Origin of the sequence: Nostoc sp. FACHB-280, from assembly GCF_014697615.1 — a bacterium.
Classification (GTDB): Bacteria; Cyanobacteriota; Cyanobacteriia; order Cyanobacteriales; family Nostocaceae; genus Nostoc_B.
Genome location: NZ_JACJSD010000005.1, coordinates 142,860 through 165,858, shown reverse-complemented (window position 1 = coordinate 165,858; position 22,999 = coordinate 142,860). Strand labels below are relative to the sequence as shown.

At 40.5% G+C, this 22,999-nt stretch carries 17 protein-coding genes; 9 read left to right on the top strand and 8 right to left on the bottom strand.

The features are described 5' to 3' along the window. The first annotated feature begins 808 nt into the window (after nucleotides 1-808). Both H6G75_RS05640 and H6G75_RS05635 read left to right on the top strand, forming a co-directional pair. A complete protein-coding gene (locus H6G75_RS05640; RefSeq protein ID WP_190978983.1) occupies nucleotides 809-6,889 on the top strand; it encodes a PAS domain S-box protein in 6,081 nt (2,026 codons plus the stop codon). 12 nt (nucleotides 6,890-6,901) lie between these two features. Beyond that, a complete protein-coding gene (locus H6G75_RS05635; RefSeq protein ID WP_190978982.1) occupies nucleotides 6,902-7,972 on the top strand; it encodes a hybrid sensor histidine kinase/response regulator in 1,071 nt (356 codons plus the stop codon). Nucleotides 7,973-8,036: 64 nt separating this feature from the next. Here the strand turns inward: H6G75_RS05635 and H6G75_RS05630 are convergent, their stop codons facing one another. Then, entirely contained in the window at nucleotides 8,037-8,795 is a 759-nt protein-coding gene (locus H6G75_RS05630; RefSeq protein WP_242051463.1) for an ABC transporter ATP-binding protein, read from the bottom strand. A 38-nt stretch (nucleotides 8,796-8,833) separates the two neighbouring features. Continuing rightward, the gene (locus tag H6G75_RS05625) at nucleotides 8,834-9,466 is read right to left on the bottom strand and encodes a Uma2 family endonuclease (RefSeq protein WP_190978980.1); all 633 of its coding nucleotides are present in this window, start codon (nucleotides 9,464-9,466) and stop codon (nucleotides 8,834-8,836) included. A gap of 179 nt (nucleotides 9,467-9,645) precedes the next feature. Here H6G75_RS05625 and H6G75_RS05620 point away from each other — a divergent pair, with 179 nt between their 5' ends. Together H6G75_RS05620 and H6G75_RS05615 are read left to right on the top strand one after the other, a co-directional pair. Then, entirely contained in the window at nucleotides 9,646-10,197 is a 552-nt protein-coding gene (locus H6G75_RS05620; RefSeq protein WP_190978979.1) for a Uma2 family endonuclease, read from the top strand. A gap of 2 nt (nucleotides 10,198-10,199) precedes the next feature. Beyond that, a complete protein-coding gene (locus H6G75_RS05615) occupies nucleotides 10,200-10,385 on the top strand; it encodes a DDE transposase family protein (protein WP_190978978.1) in 186 nt (61 codons plus the stop codon). Between the two features lie 4 nt (nucleotides 10,386-10,389). Here H6G75_RS05615 and ctpC read toward each other — a convergent pair whose 3' ends face one another. From ctpC to H6G75_RS05600, 3 genes are all read right to left on the bottom strand, one after another. After that, on the bottom strand, nucleotides 10,390-11,676 hold the full coding sequence (gene ctpC, locus H6G75_RS05610; protein WP_190978977.1) for a carboxyl-terminal processing protease CtpC: 1,287 nt from the start codon (nucleotides 11,674-11,676) through the stop codon (nucleotides 10,390-10,392). Between the two features lie 228 nt (nucleotides 11,677-11,904). Next, complete coding sequence (gene ispG, locus H6G75_RS05605; protein ID WP_190978976.1) at nucleotides 11,905-13,131, bottom strand: (E)-4-hydroxy-3-methylbut-2-enyl-diphosphate synthase; 1,227 nt, start codon at nucleotides 13,129-13,131, stop codon at nucleotides 11,905-11,907. Between the two features lie 282 nt (nucleotides 13,132-13,413). After that, a complete protein-coding gene (locus H6G75_RS05600) occupies nucleotides 13,414-16,107 on the bottom strand; it encodes a LamG-like jellyroll fold domain-containing protein (protein WP_190978975.1) in 2,694 nt (897 codons plus the stop codon). A 367-nt stretch (nucleotides 16,108-16,474) separates the two neighbouring features. Between H6G75_RS05600 and H6G75_RS05595 the strand changes: the two genes are divergently transcribed. Together H6G75_RS05595 and H6G75_RS05590 are read left to right on the top strand one after the other, a co-directional pair. Continuing rightward, complete coding sequence (locus H6G75_RS05595; RefSeq protein ID WP_190978974.1) at nucleotides 16,475-17,164, top strand: hypothetical protein; 690 nt, start codon at nucleotides 16,475-16,477, stop codon at nucleotides 17,162-17,164. A gap of 21 nt (nucleotides 17,165-17,185) precedes the next feature. Further along, nucleotides 17,186-18,211: an acyltransferase gene (locus H6G75_RS05590; RefSeq protein ID WP_190978973.1), complete on the top strand. Its 1,026-nt coding sequence runs from the start codon at nucleotides 17,186-17,188 to the stop codon at nucleotides 18,209-18,211. A 74-nt stretch (nucleotides 18,212-18,285) separates the two neighbouring features. On the opposite strand, the gene rsmG is transcribed toward H6G75_RS05590, so the two are convergent. Further along, nucleotides 18,286-19,035: a 16S rRNA (guanine(527)-N(7))-methyltransferase RsmG gene (rsmG, locus tag H6G75_RS05585; protein WP_190978972.1), complete on the bottom strand. Its 750-nt coding sequence runs from the start codon at nucleotides 19,033-19,035 to the stop codon at nucleotides 18,286-18,288. An 89-nt stretch (nucleotides 19,036-19,124) separates the two neighbouring features. Then, entirely contained in the window at nucleotides 19,125-19,799 is a 675-nt protein-coding gene (locus H6G75_RS05580) for an ABC transporter ATP-binding protein (RefSeq protein WP_190978971.1), read from the bottom strand. Between the two features lie 383 nt (nucleotides 19,800-20,182). On the opposite strand from H6G75_RS05580, the gene H6G75_RS05575 reads away from it, so the two are divergent. From H6G75_RS05575 to H6G75_RS05565, 3 genes are all read left to right on the top strand, one after another. Then, entirely contained in the window at nucleotides 20,183-21,118 is a 936-nt protein-coding gene (locus H6G75_RS05575) for a Sll0314/Alr1548 family TPR repeat-containing protein (RefSeq protein ID WP_190978970.1), read from the top strand. Between the two features lie 130 nt (nucleotides 21,119-21,248). Next, a complete protein-coding gene (locus H6G75_RS05570) occupies nucleotides 21,249-21,701 on the top strand; it encodes a DUF3531 family protein (protein WP_190978969.1) in 453 nt (150 codons plus the stop codon). Nucleotides 21,702-21,709: 8 nt separating this feature from the next. Next, nucleotides 21,710-22,141, top strand: a complete 432-nt coding sequence (locus tag H6G75_RS05565) for an NUDIX hydrolase (protein ID WP_190978968.1) — start codon at nucleotides 21,710-21,712, stop codon at nucleotides 22,139-22,141. A gap of 417 nt (nucleotides 22,142-22,558) precedes the next feature. On the opposite strand, the gene H6G75_RS05560 is transcribed toward H6G75_RS05565, so the two are convergent. Next, nucleotides 22,559-22,978 (bottom strand): fasciclin domain-containing protein, encoded by a 420-nt coding sequence (locus tag H6G75_RS05560; RefSeq protein ID WP_190978967.1) that lies wholly within the window; start codon nucleotides 22,976-22,978, stop codon nucleotides 22,559-22,561. Between the last annotated feature and the right edge of the window lie 21 nt (nucleotides 22,979-22,999).

The window sequence follows — 22,999 nt, the reverse complement described above, 5'->3', positions numbered from 1 at the left end:
AATTCAAAAGCCTCTGGCAATTACATCAGGAATTGATTAGCTCCTTTGTCTTTACCATAACTTTATTATTCAATTTTCTGTGCCAAAAAGCATCGAGGAAAAACAGGAAATTGTTCACTGATAAATTTCCGAGAATTCACTTGTGTTGAAATTTTGAATTAGAGCAAGAATACGGAGGTGCTTGAATTGATCATCCGCAAGTTTGAGGAGATGTAGTGCCTGATGATGCAGAAATAAGCAACTAATAATGTCGGCAAGCAGAGGAAGTGGTATAAGTCCTGGGCAGTGGTTGTTGATCAGATATTAAACGATATTTACCAACGGTTTTGTAGCCCCAAGCCGATAAATTTAGCCAATTGCAAATCTACGGAAAGCTGTACGTGGGTTCTTAAGTATGTTTGCGAAACTCACTTATGTATAGCACTGAGTGAGGATTTGGATAAACAAGTTAATTATGAAGATGAAGTTTAGAGGAAACAGGGAAAGAATGTGTGTCATGGATTCTGTTTAATTATTTAGTCCAACGGTTCCCGTTCCTCGTTCTCTACTTGACCGCAGGTTTATGCAAAAGTAACGCTGGAAGCTTTCCATAACATAGCTTTTGCGTTTTCCACCACCTTTCTGGAGTTAACCTGTATTAAATTAGACTAATTTAATTAAAAATTACACAACATAACTTCATTTTGGGAAGTATAAACATAAAAGAGGTATTGCGACTGTTATGCCTCCCTGTTGAGATGTGCCTGGATTGATCAAGATGTTTTGAACATCAAGACCTAGAATTATATCGCGTCGGTATCTTTAACTTATGAGCGATCGCTCTGCCCTCACTATCTTCTTAATTGATGATTCTGCTGTAGATCGTTATATCTATCGTCAGTATTTACAGCACGACAGATTCCAGTCTTATGAAATTTTAGAATTTGAGACAGCAACACAAGCAATGACATGTTGCGAGCAGCAAACGCCAGATGTAATTTTGCTGGATTATTTGTTGCCAGATGGAGATGGCATCGATTTTTTACAACACCTGAGAGAAAAGCTGAAGAATCGCCAATCGGCTGTGATTATGCTGACAGGAGCAGGCGATGAAATGATTGCTGTTAACGCTATGAAATATGGCGCTCAAGATTACTTAGTGAAAAATCATTTTACGCCCAAAGCCTTACACAGTGCCATTCATCATGCAGTAGAACGAATACATCTGACTCGCAAGTTAGAACAAATTCAGGAACAACAGCAACTATTTGCCACGATCGCTTTACGTATTCGGCAGTCGCTACAACTCGAAGAAATTCTCAGTACCACAGCTACAGAAGTACGGCAATTTTTACAAGCCGACCGAGTGCTTGTCTATCAGTTTCAGTCGGATATGAGTGGCAGTATTGTGGCTGAGTCAGTGCTACCCGGTTGGACAGTCGCTTTCGGAAGGCAAATTCAAGATACCTGCTTTCAACAGGGCGGAGGGCGTGACTATCTCCAAGGCAAAAAAAGAGCCATTGACAATATTTATCAAGCTGGCTTAACCAAATGTCATCTACATCTTTTAGAACAATTTGAAGTCAAAGCATATCTGGTAGTCCCAATTTTGGTCAAAGAGGAATTATGGGGATTATTAATTGCTCAACAATGTAGTAATTTTCGCCACTGGCAAACGGTAGAGTTGGACTTGTTAGATCAATTAGGGGTGCAGATTGCGATCGCCATTCAACAAGCCAGTGCTTATGAGCAACTAAAGACAGAACTAGCAGAACGCCAACGTGCCGAAGCAGCCTTAAAAGCTAGTGAAGAGAAACTGAAGCTGACCTTAAACTTTACGGGGATTGGCTATTGGGAGTGGAATCCCATGACTAATCAAATAGTTGCCAGTCAAAACGCCATTCACGGAGTTGCCACTGATGCCAATGATGTACTGTTGACTTTAGAACAATGGTTGAGTTGCGTACATCCAGAAGATCGGCAATGGGTAGAGCAGGAATTGCGGCAGGCGATCGCAACCCAAACCGATTATGCTGTCGAATACCGCGTTATTTGGCAAGATAGCAGCATTCACTGGGTATCTGTGAAGGGCAGGGGAATCTACAACAAGAGTGGACAACTGCTCAGAGTGCTAGGCGTGTTGATGGACATTACCGAACACAAACACTCAGAAGCCGAACGGCAGCAATCAGAAATGCTGCGGATGGAATTAAATCTCTTGGAACAAATTCTCGAAGTCAGTTTAGCTGGTTATTGGGACTGGGATATTCCCAACAATCAGGAATACCTCAGCCCCACCTTCAAGAAAATGTTTGGCTACGAAGATCATGAGTTGCCCAACAACCCAGAAAGCTGGCAAAAACTGATTTTTCCAGAAGATTTAGCCAATGCTCTCGAAATGTTCCAGCAACATGTTCAAAGTCATGGAGAAATCCCCTATTACAGCGAATTACGATATCAGCATAAAGATGGTTCTACTGTTTGGGTAATTTGTTCTGGACGCGTCATTGCTTGGGATCAAGAAGGTAATCCCCTGCGGATGATTGGTTGCCACGTTGATATTACCCAACGCAAAAAAATCGAAGCCCAATTAATTGCGGTCAATCGGTTGCAACAAGCCATTTTAGATGGCAGTGACTATGCAATTATTTTTAATAACGCCAATGGTATCCAAACCTTTAACAAAGCTGCTCAAAAAATGTTGGGCTACACCGCAGATGAAGTTGTGAATCAAATCAAGCCCAGTGTTTTTCATGATCAAGAAGAACTCCAACAACGAGCAGGAGAAGTGTCTGCGAAACTGGGGCGAGAAATTGCTCCAGGGGCAGAATTTTTTATAACTGTCACTCAAAATGGCAACACCTATGAAAATGAATGGACTTACATTCGCAAAGATGGTACTCGCTTCCCTGTATTTTTGTCAGTAAAAACCCTACTCGATATAGAAGGTAACAACATTGGATTTTTAGGGATTGCCAAAGATATTACCCAGCAGAAACAAATTGAAGCTGCCCTCAAAGAAAGCCAACGTCGTTATGAAACTTTAACAGAAGCCGCACCAGTGGCGATTTTTCGCCTGGATACCACTGGTCAATGTATTTACGTGAATGATTACTGGAGTAAGCTGACAGGTAGACCAACATCAGCCGCAATGGCAATGGGTTGGTTAGAAAGTTTACATCCAGAAGACCGTGATCATTTGTGGATGCAGTTATCCCAAGGATGTGGGCAAATCCGCCAGGAAGGTAGATATTTACATACAAATGGCACTACCACTTGGTTTTACTTACAACTCCTACCAGAAACCAATCCTTTCGGCACTATTATTAGCTACATTGGCACTTTTACCGATATCACTGAACGTAAACAAACAGAAGAAGCACTCCGAGAAAGCGAACGTCGTTATGCCCATTTAACAGAAGCCGCACCTGTGGGTATTTTCCGGTTGGATGCTGCTGGCCAATGTATTTACGTGAACGATCGCTGGAGCGAAATGAGTGGTAGGCCAACACAGTCTGCATTAGGACTGGGGTGGGTAGCATCTGTACATCCAGAAGACCGCGATCGCTTAAAGGCAGAATGGGACTTCAAATTTGAGCAAGGAATTGTTGACCCCAGAGAATACTATGAAAGTGAAGGTAGACATCTGCGGCCAGATGGTAGTATTAACTGGTTTTATGTCCAAGCAGTTCCCGAAATCGACAGTAACGGGAACTTTTGCGGCTACATCGGCACATTAACAGATATTAGCGATCGCCGCCAAGCCGAAGAAGCCCTACGAGATAGTGAACACCGTTATGCCACCTTAGCCAAAGCCGCTCCTGTCGCAATTTTCCGACTTGATACCGCAGGTAATTGTGTCTACATTAATGATCGCTGGAGCGAAATGACAGGTAGACCAACATCGGCAGGATTAGGAACAGGTTGGATAGATGCCATACACCCAGATGACAGTGAGCGCATTGTCCGGGAATGGTTTGAAGCAGAGTTAGCACCAAACGAACTTTTTGACAACGAAGGTAGACATCTCCTTCCAGATGGTAGTGTGAAGTGGTTTCACTGCTATGTGTTAGCCGAGACTAACACCAATGGGGAAGTAATTGGTTATATCGGCACACTAACAGATATTACCAGTCGCAAACAAACCGAAGCACAACTGCATCACCTTTCAGAAAGACTGACATTAGCACTACAATCCGGCAAATTTGGCATTTGGGAATATGATTTTACCCAAGAAAAACAAATTTGGGATGACCAAATGTGTGAACTGTATGGGTTGAGTCCAGGGGAGTTTACTGGTACCTATGATGCTTGGTTGAACTTCTTGCACCCAGAAGATTGGGATTATATGCTGGCGAGTATCCAGCAAGTTATTGAAGGAAGGCAAGAATATAATGTTGAGTTTCGGATTATCCAACCAAGTGGCGCAATTCGTTTCCTCAAAGGTTACGGTATTCTCAAACGAGACCCGCAAGGTGAACCTGTCCGAGTAATTGGCGTTAACTTTGACATTACCGATCACAAACAAGCTCAACAAGAACTGATCCGCAACCGAGATTTGCGGGAAGCCATTTTTAACGAATCTGCCGATGCAATTTTTTTAGTTGATTCGTCAACGCTCCTCACCTTAGATTGTAATCGTCGGGCTGTAGAATTATTTGAGGCGGTAGACAAAACTGAATTAATTAATATTAATGGTCAGGCACTCCAGCGCCAACCATTCACTGCCCAGGAAACTGCGGCAATTATGGCAGAAATGGAGTGTCAAGGAGTTTGGAGCCGCGAAATTGAATATGTAACCTTAAAAGGCAAGACTTTTTGGGGAAATGCTGCCGCCAAGCCAATTACTGTCGCCGGACGTACCATGAATATAGTGCGGATAACTGACATTAGCGATCGCAAACAAGCCCAAGAAGCCTTGGCGAAATATGCCCATGAAGTTGAAGATTTATATAATAATGCTCCTTGTGGTTATCATTCCTTAGATCAAGAAGGTCGATTTATTAAAGTTAACGAAACAGAATTGCAATGGTTGGGGTACAGTCGAGCAGAAATGATTGGTCAACCTTTAGTAAACTTTTTTACCGCAGACAGTCGCTTGACCTTTGAGCAGAATGATCATCACAGCAAACAGCAAGGCTGGGCTAAAGATTTAGAGTATGAAATGGTCTGTAAAGACGGCACAATCTTGCCAGTCTTGATTAACGCCACGGCGGTAAAAGATACTGAGGGGAATTATTTATATAACCGCGCCACTTTATTTGATATTCGCGATCGCAAACAAGCTGAAGAAGAATTACGGCAAACCAATAAACAGTTAATCAACACTAACATTGAACTGGCACGAGCCACTCGCCTCAAAGACGAATTCCTTGCCAACATGAGCCACGAATTGCGAACACCCCTGAATGCGATTTTGGGTATGTCAGAGGGTTTACAAGAAAGTGTCTTTGGCTCATTGAATGAACGCCAAATCAAAGCGATCGCCACCATTGAACGTAGTGGTAGACATTTACTCGAACTAATCAATGACATTCTCGACTTATCAAAAATTGAGTCTGGCAAACTGGAATTGCAATTAAGTAATGTTTCAGTCAGAAGTTTGTGTGATGCCAGTCTCACCTTTGTCAAACAAATGGCGTTAAAAAAGAATATTCGTCTCAACACTGATATTGATGGCAATATCGACAGTATCCAAGTAGATGAGCGCCGTCTACGTCAAGTAATGATTAATCTACTGAGCAACGCTGTCAAATTCACCCCAGAAGGAGGTTCTGTCACCATCGAAGTTCGACAGGAAGAAGTACAGGAAACAACAGAAATCAATTCGCCCACAAATAAGGCCAATCTTTGCTTTTATGTTACTGATACTGGCATTGGGATTGCTCCAGAAGAAATGGGCAAATTGTTTCAGCCCTTCGTTCAGCTTGACAGTAGCCTGAACCGCCACTACAATGGCACAGGTTTAGGTTTGGCACTGGTGCAGCGCATTGTCAAGCTGCATGGAGGAACAGTTTCAGTTAGCAGTAAAGTTGGCGAAGGAAGTTGTTTTACTGTCCGTGTTCCGTGCCATACCAATGAGCATGTAGTTACAACACCAATTACGGCTTCATTACCCAGCCATAGCTGGCCTGTTGAGAATGCTCAGGTTTTAATTATAGAAGATTCTGTAGCAGCAGCAGACCAAATTACTCGCTATTTTCAGGAAATGGGAATCCAAACCATTACCTATCCTCAAGGCGAAGGAGCCGTAGAAGAAGTACTACGGATTAAACCTGCGCTAGTAATCTTGGATTTGCAACTACCTAACCTATCGGGTTGGGATGTACTTCATCAACTCAAGACTCATCCCCAAACTCGAAATATTCCTGTGATTATCTTTTCTGTAGTTGATGAGCGTCCTAAAGGAATAGCTCAGGGTGCATTTGAATATTTAGTTAAACCGATTACCCGCGAGCAACTCCAGACAACTATAGGCAAACTAAGAAATTCTCCGGCTGCGGAAGCGCAAAATCTCAATTTAGCACCTGCGGCAGCTTTAGCTAATCCTATAATTTTGTTGGTTGAAGATAATCAAGCAAATATTGATACCATGTCTGGTTATCTGGCTAGTCGAGGCTATGATTTGATGTTTGCCAACAATGGACAACAAGCTATTGATCTGGTGAAAGTTAAACACCCTGACTTAATTGTGATGGATATTCAAATGCCGGGAATGGATGGTTTAGAGGCTATGCGTCGCATCCGTGGTGATCAGCAGTTTATCAATATCCCGATGATTGCCCTGACAGCTTTAGCTATGCCAGGCGATCGCGAAACTTGTTTAGCTGCTGGCGCTAACGAATATTTAACTAAACCTGTAAAACTTAAACAGCTTGTAGCCACAATTCAAAAACTTTTAGGAAGATAGTAAAACTTTTCGATGAAGACTCAATCCACTATTTTAGTTATTGATGATGAGCCAGATAACTTTGATGTTGTTGAAACTTTGCTGGATGGTGAAAACTACCAGTTACACTATTCTCCTGATGGCCAACAAGCTCTAAGTCGTCTGGATGGTTTTCAGCCAGATTTGATTTTGCTGGATGTGATGATGCCTGATCTGGATGGGATGGAAGTCTGTAAACGCATCAAGTCTCAACCCAAGTGGCAAGCCGTTCCTATTATTATGGTGACGGCATTAACGGCTAAAGAAGATTTAGCTCGATGTCTAGCTACAGGTGCAGATGACTTTATTAGTAAACCCGTCAACGGTGTAGAATTACGTGCCAGAGTTCATTCTATGTTGCGAATTAAGCAGCAGTATGACAGCCTACAATTATTGTTAAAACTGCGCGAAGACATGGTAAATATGATTGTCCATGATTTGCGAAATCCCTTGGCAAGTATTGTTTTAGGGGCTGAAATGCTGAAATTTCCAAGCTTATCCCAAAAACAGCAACAAGGAAAAGTGGAGCAAATTTTACTGGCTGGACAACAACTCCAATCCTTAATTGATAGCTTACTGCTCATGGCCAAATTGGAATCAGGCAAAATGGTTCTCAATTACAGTCAAGTAGATTTACATTCTTTGTGTCAATCAGCATTATCAGATGTCGAAGCGATCGCCGCCCAAAAGAAAATCACCTTAATTAGTGAATTACCAGAACCTGGCGGCACAATTGAAATTGATGCTTTAATGTTCCGTCGTGTTTTAGATAATTTATTCACTAATGCTATTAAGTTTTCCCCATCCAAATCACAAGTTACCTTGCGTGCGGAATATTTACCAACAGGCGGAGCAAAGTTACAAGTCATCGATTCTGGTAAAGGTGTTTCTGAAGATTTACGCAAAATTATTTTTGATAAGTATGAAGTAGGTACACTAATGCCGGATGTGTCGCAAATTGGCTTAGGATTAGCTTTTTGTAAAATGGCAGTTGAGGCACATTACGGCACAATTACCATTGAAGATAATCAATCTAGGGGTAGTATCTTTACAGTCACAATTTAAAATGATTCAGCATCAATCTATCTCTAATCCCTCGACTTTAAAAATCATCATCAAACATTAACTATTATCCTAAATAAGCTTTTTTGACTCGCTCATCACTGATTAATTCTGACGTTGCACCTGTTAAAGTGATAGTACCAGCTTCTAGTACATATCCTCGGTCAGCAATTTGTAAAGCTAAATTTGCGTTCTGCTCTACTAATAAAATAGTTACACCTGTTGCCCGTAAATTTTCGATAATTGCGAATATTTCTTTGACAATTGCTGGTGCTAAACCCAAGCTTGGCTCATCTAACAATAACAGTTGTGGTCTACTCATTAAAGCCCGTGCGATCGCCAACATTTGTTGTTCACCACCACTGAGAGTTCCGGCTAATTGATTGCGGCGTTGTAATAATCGCGGAAATAACTCAAATTGACGTTGAATGTCAGCTTTGATCTCTGCTTGATCAGAACGGATATAAGCACCTAATAATAAATTATCAAAAACAGTTTGCTTGGCTAAAACTCTCCGCCCTTCTGGACAATGAGCAATCCCCAATTGCACAACTTCATGAGGCTGACGGCGGGTAATATTGCGTCCACTATAAAGAATTTCGCCACGCTGAGGATTGACTATTTTTGATATAGCTCTGAGTGTAGTAGTTTTACCAGCACCATTCGCACCAATTAAAGTCACTACCTCACCTTTATTAATAGTTAAATTAATCTTTTTCAGTGCTTGAATCCCGCCATAATTTACATCCAAATCTTGAACATCCAAAATTTTAAAATCTTCTGTATTTTTATATCGGCGTTCATCAGCATTCATCGGCGGTTGCATCTCAAAAGTATCTATAAAAAATTATCTACCTTTGTGAATCATTTTTGTGTGGATACAAGAAAGTTCCGCAACCATCTAATTGCTTCGCTTGTCGTTTCTTCCCGCGCAATTCGGAAACATTGCTGTGCAATTTCTGGAATGTTAGGAAAATAACTGCTTTCACTCAGTGTATAATTTTCCCTTTGTAACGTATAAATTAACAACTTTTTATTTCTCAGCAGCCAGACTTCCGGCACTTTATATACTAAATAATCATTAATATCGGTATAACTAGTAACATCTATTTCAATGGCTAAATCTGGCGGCGGATCATTTTGCCAATCAATCCGGCTTTTACCTACCACTGATTGCCAATTTTCAATATAAAAGCAAAAATCAGGCTCAATACCACTAACCTCTTGCAAACTCATGGTGATGGGTGTAAATGAGTCATATCTGAGATTCAAATGATCAAACAAAACCTTAGCAACATCAGCCACCAAACTTACATCCCTTCCATGTTCTGGTAATGGTGCCATCAATAAAATCTCCCCTGGTCGATATTTAATTCGAGGTATGGCGCGATCGCCTAACACTGATACCATTCTTTGATAGTCTTGCCAGTTTCCTAAAAGTTTGAGAACAGCACCAGCAGGGAGATGAATTTTTTCTGATGTAACTACGGTATTCATAAGTTATTTTATTTCGAGATGGGGAGCATCGAGAAATAATATGTCCTGATTAAATCCCCTAAATTTATTTATGGGGATTATCTTTTTACTTTTTACTTTTTACTTTTTACTTTTTACTTTTTACTTCTCACCCTCTTGCTAAGATAACATCATGATTGACATGGGAGGAATCAATCGTCATGAGTGTAATTCTGGCTAAATGGACGATTGACGAATATCATCGCATGATTGATGCTGGCATTTTAAGCGATCGCCAAGTTGAACTTTTGCAAGGAGAAATCGTTGAAATGTCACCAGAAAGCGAACCTCATGCTTATTCTAGTGATGAAGCCGGTGAATATCTAGCAAAGTTACTGGGTGAACGTGCCTCAATTCGTGAAGCTAAACCAATTACCTTACCCAACAACTCCGAACCAGAACCAGATATTGCCATTGTCCAACGTTTGGGACGTGAATATAAACAACATCATCCATATCCAGAAAATATTTTCTGGGTGATTGAATATGCTAACTCTAGTTTAGAAAAAGATTTAGAGATAAAAACTAAAATCTACGCTCAAGCAGGTATTTTAGAATATTGGGTTGTGAATTTAAAAAAGCAAAATCTCATCATATTCCGAGAAATTCTTAATGGAGTATATACCTCAGAACAAACATTAACGACTGGTACAATTCAGTCACTAGCATTTCCTGATATTAATGTTGCAGTAGAAAAAATTATTAATAACTAACAATGGAAAATTCACAACTTTGGTATATTGTCAAGCGCAAAGCCCAAAATTGCGACATCGTCCCCAGCAACTTAGTTAGGGACGATGATCCAGAGATTATAGAAAAGTGGGGGACTTATGCTTCCCAAGAAGAAGCGATCGCGCGGCGGATTGGATTAATTAGGGCTGGTAAATGCCAACCCATCTAAAACCTTAATTTTTCTCCGCGCTCGTCAGACCTTTGGCAGCAATTTGTTTACCCAAAATTTCTACTCCTTTAGCAAATTGTGGATCAGCCATAGTTGCTAGTTTGTCACGCTCATGCAGCCACAAATCTTGCCGTTGAGCATCTGTCAAATCCACCTTCACATCTGGAGCGATACCTTCATGATTAATATCTCTCCCACTGGGGGTATGATATTTGGCAATTGTTACCGCCAATCCGGAACCATCATCTAAAGGACGTACCGACTGTACCAATCCTTTACCAAAGGTTTGAGTACCTACCAAAACAGCCCGTTTATTATCCTGTAAAGCTCCCGATAAAATTTCACTAGCACTAGCAGAACCTTTATCAACCAATACTACTAATGGTTTAGTGGTGAGAGCGCGGCCATTGGCGACTTCTCGCTCTTGCTCACCTTGGCGGTCAATAGTAGAAACAATTGTCCCTTTATCCAGCCACATCCGGGCAATTTCTACACTAGAGAATAACAAACCACCAGGGTTTCCACGCAAATCGAGAACATAACCAGCCACCTTCTTCGACTCTAAATCTTTGATGGCATTTTGCATTTCTTTCCCAGCATTGGCGCTAAATTGGTTCAGGCGGATGTAGCCGATGTTACCTGCTGGTGTTTGTTTTTGGGAATAACGTACTGGATGAATTTCAATTCTGGCGCGTGTGATGTTGAATTGCTTAATAGCACCATTACGCTGAATTGTGAGTGTAACTTTAGTATTTGGTTCACCACGGATTAAGGATACAGCTTGGTTTGTATCCATACCCTGAGTGCTTTTATCATTAATTTTGAGGATGACATCTTTGGCCAAGATTCCCGCTTTAAATGCTGGTGTATCTTCAATGGGTGCGATTACAACCAGTTGCTTGGTTTTTTCATCCTGACTGATAGTAATCCCGATACCTGTGAGTTCGCCAGAGGTATCAACCTGCATATTTTTGAACTCTTCCGGATCCATAAACCGAGTGTAAGGATCACCAAGCTTCTTCAGCATTTCCCGGATCGATTTATAGGCTTCTTGCTGATTACTGTAGGACTTGTTCAGGTACTCCTTACGAACAGCCTGCCAATCTACTTGGTTAAAAGTGCCATCTACATATTGGCGGTTAACAATTTGCCAAACTTCATCTACTGTTTCCTTGGGACTTGCTTTAAATAAAGCCTGACCACGCGAGTGAATGCCCAAGCTAGTAACAGCAATTGTGGAGAGTGTTACTGCCGTAGCACCCAAAACAAGCCTACTTTTTGTAATCACCATAATGACAGCTGTGTCAGAGGGAAAATAATAGTCAGTATGCCCAATCTAACACAGGTATTCTGCAAAGACCGGGTATGTATTTCTAATTTCACGAAAATACTTGACAATCCGGCGAAGTTGGGGAGTATGAAGTATGAAATAGTTTGTGGTTGGGATTGGGTGTGCGGGTGTAAGGGTGTAGGGTGAAGATTTTCCCTTATACCCCGACACACCTATACCCCTTACTCATTAAGGATCTACCCAACGACCATCCGCTTTAATCAAATTGATTAACTCTTCTACACCTTGGTCTTCTGGAACTTTTTTAATTTCCTCTCGCCCTCTATATAAAGAAATGTAACCAGGAGTTTTGCCCACATAACCATAGTCAGCATCTGCCATTTCGCCAGGGCCGTTGACAATACAACCCATCACAGCGATATCTAACCCAGTTAAGTGTTTGGTAGCTTCCCGGACTTTATGTAGCACTTCTTCTAGGTTAAATAAGGTACGTCCACAGGAAGGACAAGCGACATATTCCACCATTGTTTTCCGCAATCCCAAAGCTTGCAAGATGCTATAGCAAACCGGAATTTCTTTTTCTGGTGGTTCTGTAAGAGAGACGCGGATTGTATCACCAATACCATCTGTTAGTAAGGTGGCAATACCAGCTGTAGATTTGATTCTGCCGTATTCACCATCACCTGCTTCGGTTACACCCAAATGTAAAGGATAATCCATTCCTAATTCGTCCATCCGCTTGGCTAACAGACGATAGGCGGCTACCATTACGGGAACGCGAGATGCTTTCATGGAAACCACTAAGTTGCGGAAATCTAATGATTCACAAATGCGAATGAATTCTAAAGCTGATTCCACCATTCCTTCTGGGGTATCACCGTAGGTAAAGAGCATTCTTTCTGCCAGTGAACCATGATTTACCCCAATCCGCATAGCTTTGCCTTGGTCGCGCAAGGAAACTACCAGGGGTTCTAGTGTTTCGCGGATTTTATCGCCAATTTCTTCAAATTCTGCTTGGGTATATTCGGTGCGGTTGGCGTTTGGTTTTTCAAACACATACAACCCTGGGTTAATCCGTACTTTTTCGATGTGTTTGGCAACTTCTAAAGCAATTTTCATACCATTGTGATGTACATCAGCCACAATAGGCACATCTTGGTAAGTTTTAATGATTTTTTGCTTAACTTCTGCCAATGCTACAGCGTGAGCGAGGCTAGGCACTGTGACACGGACGATTTCGCAGCCGACTTCGTGCAAGCGACGAATTGCGGCGACAGAACCATCGATATCTAGAGTGTCTTCGTTAATCATTGACTGCACCACCACAGGGTGTCCGCCGCCGATGGTGACATTGCCGACCTTGACTGGGCGAGTTTTACGCCGCTTGATTGTAGTATCAAAGGTGGGTTGACTAGATGTGGTGTTTGAGCTTGTAGGTGTAGGCAGAGTTTGCATAACTCATTCAGTAAATGTTTGTAGCTAAAATATTCAGACTAAACAATCCTGTCTCTCAGAGTGCCACAATAGGGGCTTTTTTGAGCGATGAGATGGGAAAAAAGCAGATGTACGATCGCTATACCTCATCATATATAGCAGGTGATAGGTTACAGGTGATAGGTTACAGGTGATAGAGATAAAATTCGCTGATTTTCTATTTACTGGGGTTATACAATGAAAAGCGATCGCCGTGATGATGCGATCGCTCTCCATCTCTAACTATTTTAGTTATGTGCTTGATTACTGCTTAAATAGCTGCCAAGCTATCAGTAATACCAACAAAATCAGAAACAAATAAACAATTAGATCGGTTTTATCATATTTAGCCTTGCTTGAGGTCTGAGGCTGATTCTTGTTGGCTTTGATATTATTGGTGTTTGGTCTTGGCTGTGGTGTGACTGGTTTCACAGGCACGACTTGTTCCGCCACTGGAAGAGTATTGGTTTCTGGTTGTGGTGTGACTGGTTCCACAGGTGTAACTTGTTCCGCAACTGGAAGATTATTGGTTTCTGGCTGTGGTGTGACTGGTTTCACAGGCACGACTTGTTCCGCCACTGGAAGATTATTGGTTTCTGGTTGTGGTGTGACTGGTTCCACAGGTGTAACTTGTTCCGCAACTGGAAGATTATTGGTTTCTGGCTGTGGTGTGACTGGTTTCACAGGCACGACTTGTTCCGCCACTGGAAGATTATTGGTTTCTGGCTGTGGTGTTACTGGTTCTACAGGTGCGACTTGTTCCGCAACTGGAAGATTATTGGTTTCTGGCTGTGGTGTGACTGGTTCTACAGGCACGACTTGTTCCGCAACTGGAAGATTATTGGTTTCTGGTTGTGGTGTGACTGGTTCTACAGGTGCGACTTGTTCCGCAACTAGAAGATTATTGGTTTCTGGCTGTGGTGTGACTGGTTCTACAGGTGCGACTTGTTCCGCAACTAGAAGATTATTGGTTTCTGGCTGTGGTGTTACTGGTTCTACAGGTGCGACTTGTTCCGCAACTAGAAGATTATTGGTTTCTGGCTGTGGTGTGACTGGTTCTACAGGTGCGACTTGTTCCGCAACTAGAAGATTATTGGTTTCTGGCTGTGGTGTTACTGGTTCAATAGGTGTAACTTGTTCCGCAGTCGGTTTGCTATCTTCAGTAGGAATAACTTCCAGTCTCCACTCATTACCAATACCAGTTCCCCAAGTTGTGACACCTTGTTCTGAGTCTGGACGGTGTAAGTAATCTCCTTTCCAAGATTTTAGCCTGATGGTGCGATCGCTTACTGATTCCACCAGCCACTCATTACCGATACCAGTTCCCCAAGTTGTGACACCTTGCTCTGAGTCTGGACGGTGCAAGTAATCACCTTTCCAAGATTTTAGTTTGATGATGCGATCGCTTACCGACTCCACCAGCCACTCATTACCAATACCTGTACCCCAAGTTGTGACACCTTGTTCTGAATCTTGACGGTGTAAGTAATCACTTTTCCAAGATTGCAGCTTGATTTTGCTATTGTTTGGTATATTTACTGCTGGTTCTACTGGTTTTACAGTTTCAAGGTTGGTTGCGGGTGCAGGTTTGATGAGTAATTCTTGCTGTTGCCAAATCGCACCGTTAACTGTGCCGTTATTTGCACGACTAGTCTTGTCGGCTACAACAGTACCGGAACATTCATTTAACTGCCAGTAGCCAACTAACCCCGCCTCATTTCCTGCAAGTCTGCTGTGCAGATACTGTTGAATTTCTGCTTGGCTGCGAGCAATATTCCAAACACGCACTTCTGATATTTGACCATCAAAGTAACCATCTTGTGGCCAGTTACTTCTACCGATGTAGTTTTGTGTTCGGTTAATATTTGCTGGGAGTTGTAGCTGTCCACTTTGAATTAACTCACCATTTTTGTAAAGTTTCGCAAATCCTGACTGATCAACTGTGGCAGCTAAGTGCGTCCACTTGCCAGTTTCTAGAACTGCGGCGCTAGTAATTCGTTTTTCTCCGGCGCTAGTTTTAACATCTAACGCTAGTTGATTGGTTGTTTCTGGATTGGCAAAAACAATATTATTGCTACTTATACCATTGCCAAAATCGATAATTCTTGACCAATATTTAAAGCTGTTGTAGCGTACCCATGCTTCTACACTAAAGCCCTGAGAATAATCAATATTTACAGCAGGTAAAGCTACATAATTATTTTGACCATTAAATTCTAAAACACACTGTCTAAGTGCGGTTGGAAATTCATAAAGTTCTTGAATATCTTTTTCTGACAATGCTCGATGATAAATCCGCACATCATCTATCACACCTTTGAAAAAACCATCCTGAGAGTTATGGGCTGCACCAATTTTTAGAGTTAAAGAATTAGTACTAACGGCCTCACTATGATGTTGTCCTGAACCATCAACAATACCATCTAAATAAAAGGTTGATACACCTTTAGAAAAAACTACAGCTACGTGATGCCACTCGTTCAGAGAATAAGCAGTGTGAGCAGATACATTTTGTTTTCCACCAGTTAGACGCAATCTTCTACCAGTACTACCATCGTAGGTATCAAAATTATAGCCATCGTTGACACCTGCTGTAGTTTTGTCAATTAGTCTGTAACCTTTTAATGAATTATCTTCTGGTTGGTTAATCCAGAGGGAAATAGTAAAGTTATCTGTAAGGTTGAGCAGGTCATTGTGGGGAATTTCGATATAGTCATCAATGCCATCAAATTGATAAGCACTGTTAGGATTACCAAATCTATCCTTGGTGAGTGTTGCACCATAGACAGATCCATGAAGTCCGTTTCCACTGCTATCATCTGCATTGCCGTTAAATGAATAATGAGCTACTAAACCTTGTTTGAGTAGTTCTGTTGCTAATTCTTGAAACTCTGCACTACTCAAAATCCATGCATCGGAATTGCTGACAATTTTGCTCAGTTTTTCAGCAGCTTGCATAATTATTTCCCTGTATTGTTGATTGAAATGATCTGTTGAAGCTCAGTAACTATTGAGAGATGTTTTGCAGTCCGATACTTCAACAATTGGTTAAAATGGGGGAATTTCTAGTGAAAATTAACGATACTCATTTCCACTTCATCAAGATATCTACTTATTTGCTGATCGTCCTACGTGTAATTACGCAAATTCCTGAAAGTAAAGACGTTATGATTACTATAATTGATATGAGTAGAGTTGTATAACTTTGAATTCAAAGTACTGAATTTTGAGAGGCGATCGCACTCATATCAATTATTTATCAAAATCCACGAATTATTTAATAAACTTTCCTAGTCTACTCAGCTTTATTTAGTTCTACATGAAGATGAAAGAGATATTAAATTATTTAGATGAGCTGGGTTTTTACTATTACGAAAATTCCAATTTAGTTGCTTTAATTCAATCATTACAGTTAAATAATAATTCAATTTGGTTAAGAGATGGGAAATATCAAATATTGAATGAATTAGACATAAAATTATTTCCAGATGCCGATAATTTGATGGATAATGTGACGGAAGTAAGTGATAATTTCTTATATTTATACAGACCTTTACCACCACACCGTTGCTTTGCTTTCGATAAAGAGGATTTGTATGAATACCCACCTATGATATTTGAAGATAATTATTTATGTAATAGCTTAAGTAGATGTGGCATTATCATTGAGGATGTAGATGAATATGAAGACTCTGAGGGAAATTTACATCTCATTACCAATGTAAGAGATTTTTTAATTTGTCCCTACGAGTTTAGATCGCAATTCACCCAAATATATTTGAAATGGCGAGTTGTAACAGCCAGAATTCTTCTGATGCTGAATCTTATTCTGTCTCAAGCAGATAGTGATGAAAGATTCTATGTACTCAGTGAAGATGGGCAAGAGGGAGATATAATTTTAGTTCTGTTAAATCCAGAAATGTTTAAGTTTTTTCAAGACATTGGTAAATTAGAGAATCAATATGTGCCAAAGCCTGTTGAGACATATTTTGAGAGCATACTATCCTTAATCTAATAGCCTAAAGTTTTTACAAAAATGAAGAATAAAGATTTATCATTTCAAGCTTTGCGCGGAATAGCGATTATCGCAGTAGTTGCAATTCACGCATCTGGTATTAATAATGAGACTGAGCAGAATTATGGTTTATCCATGATTTTTAGACAATTACTTAATTTTGCCGTTCCTGCGTTTATCTTTATTTCTGGTTATTTTACGCCCAGTTATGAGTTTACGAAACTATCAGATTATTTAGATTTTTATCAGAAAAGACTTAGCAGGATACTGATCCCTTATTTTTCATGGTGTATTTTAATAATTTTATTTTATAAGCAGAATTATCAATGGAATTGGAGCAAAATTATTATAGATGTAATAACAGGGCAGATTTTAGGCCCTTATTACTTTATAATCGTTCTTGTGCAGCTAATTTTGTTGACACCTTTAATGCTTACGTCTACAAAAAGCATAGTTAAGAACTTTTTATGGTTATCACTGTCTCCTTTATCGCTGCTTGGATTGTACTTTTCTCGCTTGTATCTTCATTATGATGTTCGATTTCCTTGGTACGCGCTTCCTTTTACTGTATGGGTTAGTTTTTACTATTTGGGCATTCTAGCAACTCAAAGTAAACTAACTATTAAAAATAAGAATTTCAAAAAAATTATTTTAATTTATATAGGCTCTATATTTTTAGCTATACTTGAGGCATTTTACCTTTGGAGAGTTTACAATCTCACTGCTTTTGCCGACTCCCAAATTAAGGTTTCATCCTTTTTCTCTTCATTTTCATTAATATTATTATTCTTGGCAGTGCGAAAAAACATTGAGAATTGGCCAAGATTTTTAATTATTATTGGTGAATTTTCTTTTGGTATCTATTTATTTCATATACCAGTACTTGATTTGATGAATAAGATAACTAATAAGTTTGGCTTTCAAAATTTTTGGATAGCACAATTATTGATAAATTCTTGCGGAGTGATAGCGTTATGCTGTCTTGTAATTGTTGCTGTAAGAAAAGTTACAAGTGTTCAATTTTCACAGAAATATTTAGGAATGTAGAAGGAAATCACTTAGCTAACTGGAAGCCTTATGATATCTTTGTCAAACTTTCATCTCTCATAAATATTTCAAGGTCACAATGGCTTTTGATGAGGTACACCAACCGCGCGGGGAAATTGAGGCGGTGTGCTTGCTATCTTTCGCAAATATAAGCAGTGGCGAATGCTATTAGTTAGGGGAGTTGTGAATTGTTCTATTGCTGCAATTTCACCACCTAATTGTTTCACAGCATTTTGCAAAACGGAGGTTTCTTCTTCTGTCCAAGTACCTCGGTAAATTACGGCTAAACCACCTTTTTTAATTAATGGTAGGCTGTACTCTGCACATTCGGAAGCTGTACCGACGGCGCGAATGAGGGCAAGATCATAGGTTTGGCGGTTTTGAGTTTGTTGACCGATTTCTTCAACTCTGCCAACAAGAGTTTTACAATTGCTGAGTCCTATTGCAGTTAATACTTTATCGATAAAAGCAATTTTTTTGCGAGTGGAATCTAGCAGAGTAATTGTGCTGTTGGGTGCAATCATTCCTACGGGAACACCGGGAAAACCTGCACCTGTACCAATATCAATGACAGATGCACCTGTTTGGAGAGATGCAATAAATTGGTTGTTCAGCAAAATTCCCCGTAAGGAGTCCCAGAGATGTTTTTCCCAAAATTCTTGGGGTGCGGTGATGCGAGTTAAGTTTAATTGGCTGTTACCTTCCAGAATTAACTCATAAAGTTGCTGGAATTGTGCCTGTTGCTGTGTAGTTGGTTGCCAGTTGAGGGTTTGCTGCCAAATTTCTGCCATTTCTGGCAGCAAGGGAGTAGTGGAATTAGTCATTAGTCAATGGTCAATGGTAAATAGTCAATAGTTATTAGTTCTTTTCTTATTCCTTGTCTCCCTTGTCTTAATGCACCCTTATTTTTGATTCACGCTGCTGCTTGGGGTTCTTTAACTTTACTACTAAGTGTCGCTGGATCAACTGATTGTAGTTCACCGTGATTGAGTGTCCAACAACGGTCAGCGATCGCTAACATATCTCCAGCATCATGTGTTACTACTAACAATGTCCAGTCTTGTTTGAGTTTCGCCAATAAATTAACTAGTTGCTGGCGCATTGACCAATCTAAACCGGCTGTAGGTTCATCTAATAACAAGACGTTTGGCTGACGAATTAACTGCACTGCTAAAGCTAAACGCCGTTGCTGTCCTCCACTTAAAGCATAAGGCGCAGCAGATAGTGATAAATGCTCTAATCCTACTTCGCTGAGGGCTTGCTTGACTCGTTCTGAACCTAACTCTGGATGTCCTAAGCGCAATTCTTCTAAAATTGTCCCACCGCAAAAGTGCCGTTCGGGAAACTGAAACACAATTCCAGCTAGTTGTTGTAGTTGTTCGGCGATGAGTCCTTGTTCTCGCCAATACACTCCACCAGAAGTTGGTTCGGCCAGTCCAGACAAGATTTCGAGTAAGGTACTTTTCCCTGAACCACTAGGGCCGATAATTAAACCTAATTGCTGAGGTGGTAATTCTAGGTTTACTGACTTGAGAATTGCTGTTGGGCAAGCTGTGGGATGATAAATTAAATTTCTGAGATAGAGCATTTGTTAAAATTACCAAAATTGGCGAATAGCTGACTAACTAACGTTAACTACACCAAGTACAACCGGAGAATTCCGAAACGCTTCAAGTATGATCTCACAGCTAGACTATCTCTTTATTTTGGCAGAAGAACCCCAGATTCAGAGCTAGAACAATCTTGGGAACTTGCAAAAATTAGTCCAGTCAACCTTTTGAGAATGTGATGACAAATAGGTTACAGGTTATAGGTGATAGGTTACAGAGTTGGAAGGATATTGTTTTTATTTACATTTATCGATGTCTTAACTAAGTTGGTTACTGCTATATGACTAAATTGAGATGAAACATTTTTGTATTCTAGGTAACATATAAAGCTATTTCAACCGCAATTATTCTGAGGGTGCTGATGACTCAACGTTTTTCCACTGCACAAATAGTTTTTACTAAATTAACCAAAGTTGCCCAGGTAAGTTTTACGGCTGCGATCGCATTTCATCTTTGGGTGACTCCATCTTTGGCTGGCGACCCCTTTGGCCGCAACGCAGCACATCAAATTGGCGATCATACAGAAGCAGCTTTTAAAGCCATTTTCCAACAAGGTAATTATCCCGAAGCCGAACGTCACCTCAAAGAAGCTTTAGCAAAAGAACCAAATGAACCTTTAGCTTATGCTATGCAAGCATCGTTAGCATACTCAAAGGGAGATTTTACAGGTTTAGATAAATATAGCCAGCAAATTTTAGACGCTGGGCAGAAATTAGTTGCTAATGACCCTTTGCGTGGTAATTTATACACTGCCGTTGGGCATTTCTTTGAGGGTGCGGTAATTGTGACGCGGGAAGGCGCAGCGAAAGGTGCTACCCAAGCTTTAGGTCGGTTGCGCCAAGTTTACGAGTATTTAGATAAAGCTGAAGCAATTTCGCCAAAAGATCCAGAACTGAATTTACTCAGAGGCTACATGGATTTGATGCTTTCTGTTAACTTACCCTTTGCCAATCCAGATGAGGCGATTGGGCGGTTAGAGACAAGTGCAGCACCAAGATATTTGGCAGACCGAGGTATTGCGATCGGCTACCGAGACTTGAAACAATACACTCAAGCCTTAGATTATGCTAATCAAGCAATTCAAGGCGCACCAGATAACCCAGAGTTGTATTATCTCAAGGCGCAGATTTTGAAGGAAAAGGGAAGACGCGAAAAAAGTCAAGAGTTGCTGCGAGATGCGATCGCTAATTTTGATAGAGCTTTGACTAAAAAATCCCAATTACCCGCTAGTTTAGTCAAACAAATTGAGCGAGAACGCAATAGTGCAGTTAATCAACTCAATAATTCCAGTAGATAATCAAAAAAGTTTGAAGTCTGAAGTCTGAGGTCTGAAATTGTATTCTTCAGTCCTCAGCCTTTCGGCTTCATTCTTGAATAGTCATCTGTTTGATATGCTTGTTTTGAGCGACAGTAATTGAGATAGTTGAATGCACATTCAGTTTCGTGAATTTAACCCGTTTGATGTCTGGATTTGGTTGCAGTTTAGTACCATCCCTTCGCAACGAGAAAAAGAATATATAGAAGAAGTTTTCAATTCCTGGTTTTACTTGGGTAAGTTAGGCGCGTTTAATGCGGAAAATCTGCAAGTCCAAGAAACAGGGCTAGAAATTAGCTATATGGATTATGACTCACAAGGTTACGACAAAAGCTTGTTAGCCTTGATGCACAATATGGGTGAAATTGAGTATGAAGGACAATGGGCGCGTTGCTGGTTTGACTTGGGAACTAGTGATGCGATCGCTTTAGATATTTTAATCAACGCCCTCACCCAGCTTAGTGAAGAATATGTCACTATTGAACAATTGTATATTGGCGGCGAAAATGAAGATTGGCCTGTAGAAGATAGCGAAAGCCGTTCTTACTCCATATACGATAATTAGTAACAAGAATGAGTAAATCAGGGGAAATTCGGGTTATAGCTTTAGGACTAATTCGGGATGGCGGCCGCATTTTTGTTTCCGAAGGCTATGACCCAGCAAAGCATTCCACATTTTACCGTGCCTTGGGTGGTGGCGTTGATTTTGGTGAAACTAGTTATGCCGCTTTACAGCGAGAATTTCAAGAAGAAATTCAAGCAGAGTTAACTAATATTCACTATTTGGGTTGTATTGAAAACTTATTTATCTATAATAATCGGCAAGGGCATGAAATCATTCAACTTTATAAATGCGATTTTGCTGATTCCAAATTTTATCAACTAGAAAGTTTAATATTTTCGGAATCAGGAACCCATCATCATCGGGCGTTGTGGGTAGATATTGCCCGTTTCAAATCTGGTGAACTGCGGTTAGTTCCAGAGGAATTTTTCAACTATTTATGAAGCCTGGATTTTTTTGAGAGTAGTTGCAAGTGATAAGAACAGGACTTACGCAGAAGCTACGCAAAATTGCAGATAGATCAGCGGCTTTCCGTAGGGTACCACTCCAGGTATAGAGGCGCTATTGCATTCTGTTCCCAGAGTCTCTTACTGGTGCGCCACGAAAAAACAGGAATTTGAGAGGTTTTTGCGTAAGTCCGTATAAATCAATACAGTTCAGTTAAGACTAAAACTCTTTGTTAAAGTCATTTTTTTAACGAACCACATAGACGCGGTAGCGGCTTCCCGGAGGGTAGGGCGCAAAGAGCGCGAAGAGAAGAAAAAAGTACTAACTGAACCGTATTGCCTTATAAATATGAGAATTGTTGAATTTTCTCGGCTGAGAGTTACGAAAAAGAATAAGTTCTATTTCCTAATTTCTCAATGTCCAGCTACCATTGCAGGGATGAGGACTGCATCAATTACATGAATTACACCATTGTCTGCCAGAATATCTGTTTGCAGGACGTGAGCATCATTCACTCTAATATCGCCATTAGCAGATTCAATTGCTAATACAGATCCTTCCAGAGTCTCAGCTTCTTCGATTTGCACTAAGTCATCCGACCTAACATCGCCATAGGTAACATGATAAGCGACAATTTTCCTCAGTTTGGCAATATTTTGCAGTAGTTCTTCTAAGGTTCCCTGTGGTAATTGAGCAAAAGCTTCATCTGTAGGTGCAAACAGTGTAAAAAAATCAGAACTTTGCAGAGTATCTATAATTTGTGCAGCCTCAGCAGCTTTTATTAAAGTGTTAAAATTGCCTGCCTTAACAGCAGTTTCCCAGATATTAGCCATTATGATATCAAGATAGTCTGA

Bases quoted from the DNA above. Each gene is read 5' to 3' on its own strand.
- H6G75_RS05640 (WP_190978983.1), top strand. From the start codon at position 809: ATGAGCGATCGCTCTGCCCTCACTATCTTCTTAATTGATGATTCTGCT.
- H6G75_RS05635 (WP_190978982.1), top strand. From the start codon at position 6,902: ATGAAGACTCAATCCACTATTTTAGTTATTGATGATGAGCCAGATAAC.
- H6G75_RS05630 (WP_242051463.1), bottom strand. From the start codon at position 8,795: ATGCAACCGCCGATGAATGCTGATGAACGCCGATATAAAAATACAGAA.
- H6G75_RS05625 (WP_190978980.1), bottom strand. From the start codon at position 9,466: ATGAATACCGTAGTTACATCAGAAAAAATTCATCTCCCTGCTGGTGCT.
- H6G75_RS05620 (WP_190978979.1), top strand. From the start codon at position 9,646: ATGAGTGTAATTCTGGCTAAATGGACGATTGACGAATATCATCGCATG.
- H6G75_RS05615 (WP_190978978.1), top strand. From the start codon at position 10,200: ATGGAAAATTCACAACTTTGGTATATTGTCAAGCGCAAAGCCCAAAAT.
- ctpC (WP_190978977.1), bottom strand. From the start codon at position 11,676: ATGGTGATTACAAAAAGTAGGCTTGTTTTGGGTGCTACGGCAGTAACA.
- ispG (WP_190978976.1), bottom strand. From the start codon at position 13,131: ATGCAAACTCTGCCTACACCTACAAGCTCAAACACCACATCTAGTCAA.
- H6G75_RS05600 (WP_190978975.1), bottom strand. From the start codon at position 16,107: ATGCAAGCTGCTGAAAAACTGAGCAAAATTGTCAGCAATTCCGATGCA.
- H6G75_RS05595 (WP_190978974.1), top strand. From the start codon at position 16,475: ATGAAAGAGATATTAAATTATTTAGATGAGCTGGGTTTTTACTATTAC.
- H6G75_RS05590 (WP_190978973.1), top strand. From the start codon at position 17,186: ATGAAGAATAAAGATTTATCATTTCAAGCTTTGCGCGGAATAGCGATT.
- rsmG (WP_190978972.1), bottom strand. From the start codon at position 19,035: ATGACTAATTCCACTACTCCCTTGCTGCCAGAAATGGCAGAAATTTGG.
- H6G75_RS05580 (WP_190978971.1), bottom strand. From the start codon at position 19,799: ATGCTCTATCTCAGAAATTTAATTTATCATCCCACAGCTTGCCCAACA.
- H6G75_RS05575 (WP_190978970.1), top strand. From the start codon at position 20,183: ATGACTCAACGTTTTTCCACTGCACAAATAGTTTTTACTAAATTAACC.
- H6G75_RS05570 (WP_190978969.1), top strand. From the start codon at position 21,249: ATGCACATTCAGTTTCGTGAATTTAACCCGTTTGATGTCTGGATTTGG.
- H6G75_RS05565 (WP_190978968.1), top strand. From the start codon at position 21,710: ATGAGTAAATCAGGGGAAATTCGGGTTATAGCTTTAGGACTAATTCGG.
- H6G75_RS05560 (WP_190978967.1), bottom strand. From the start codon at position 22,978: ATGGCTAATATCTGGGAAACTGCTGTTAAGGCAGGCAATTTTAACACT.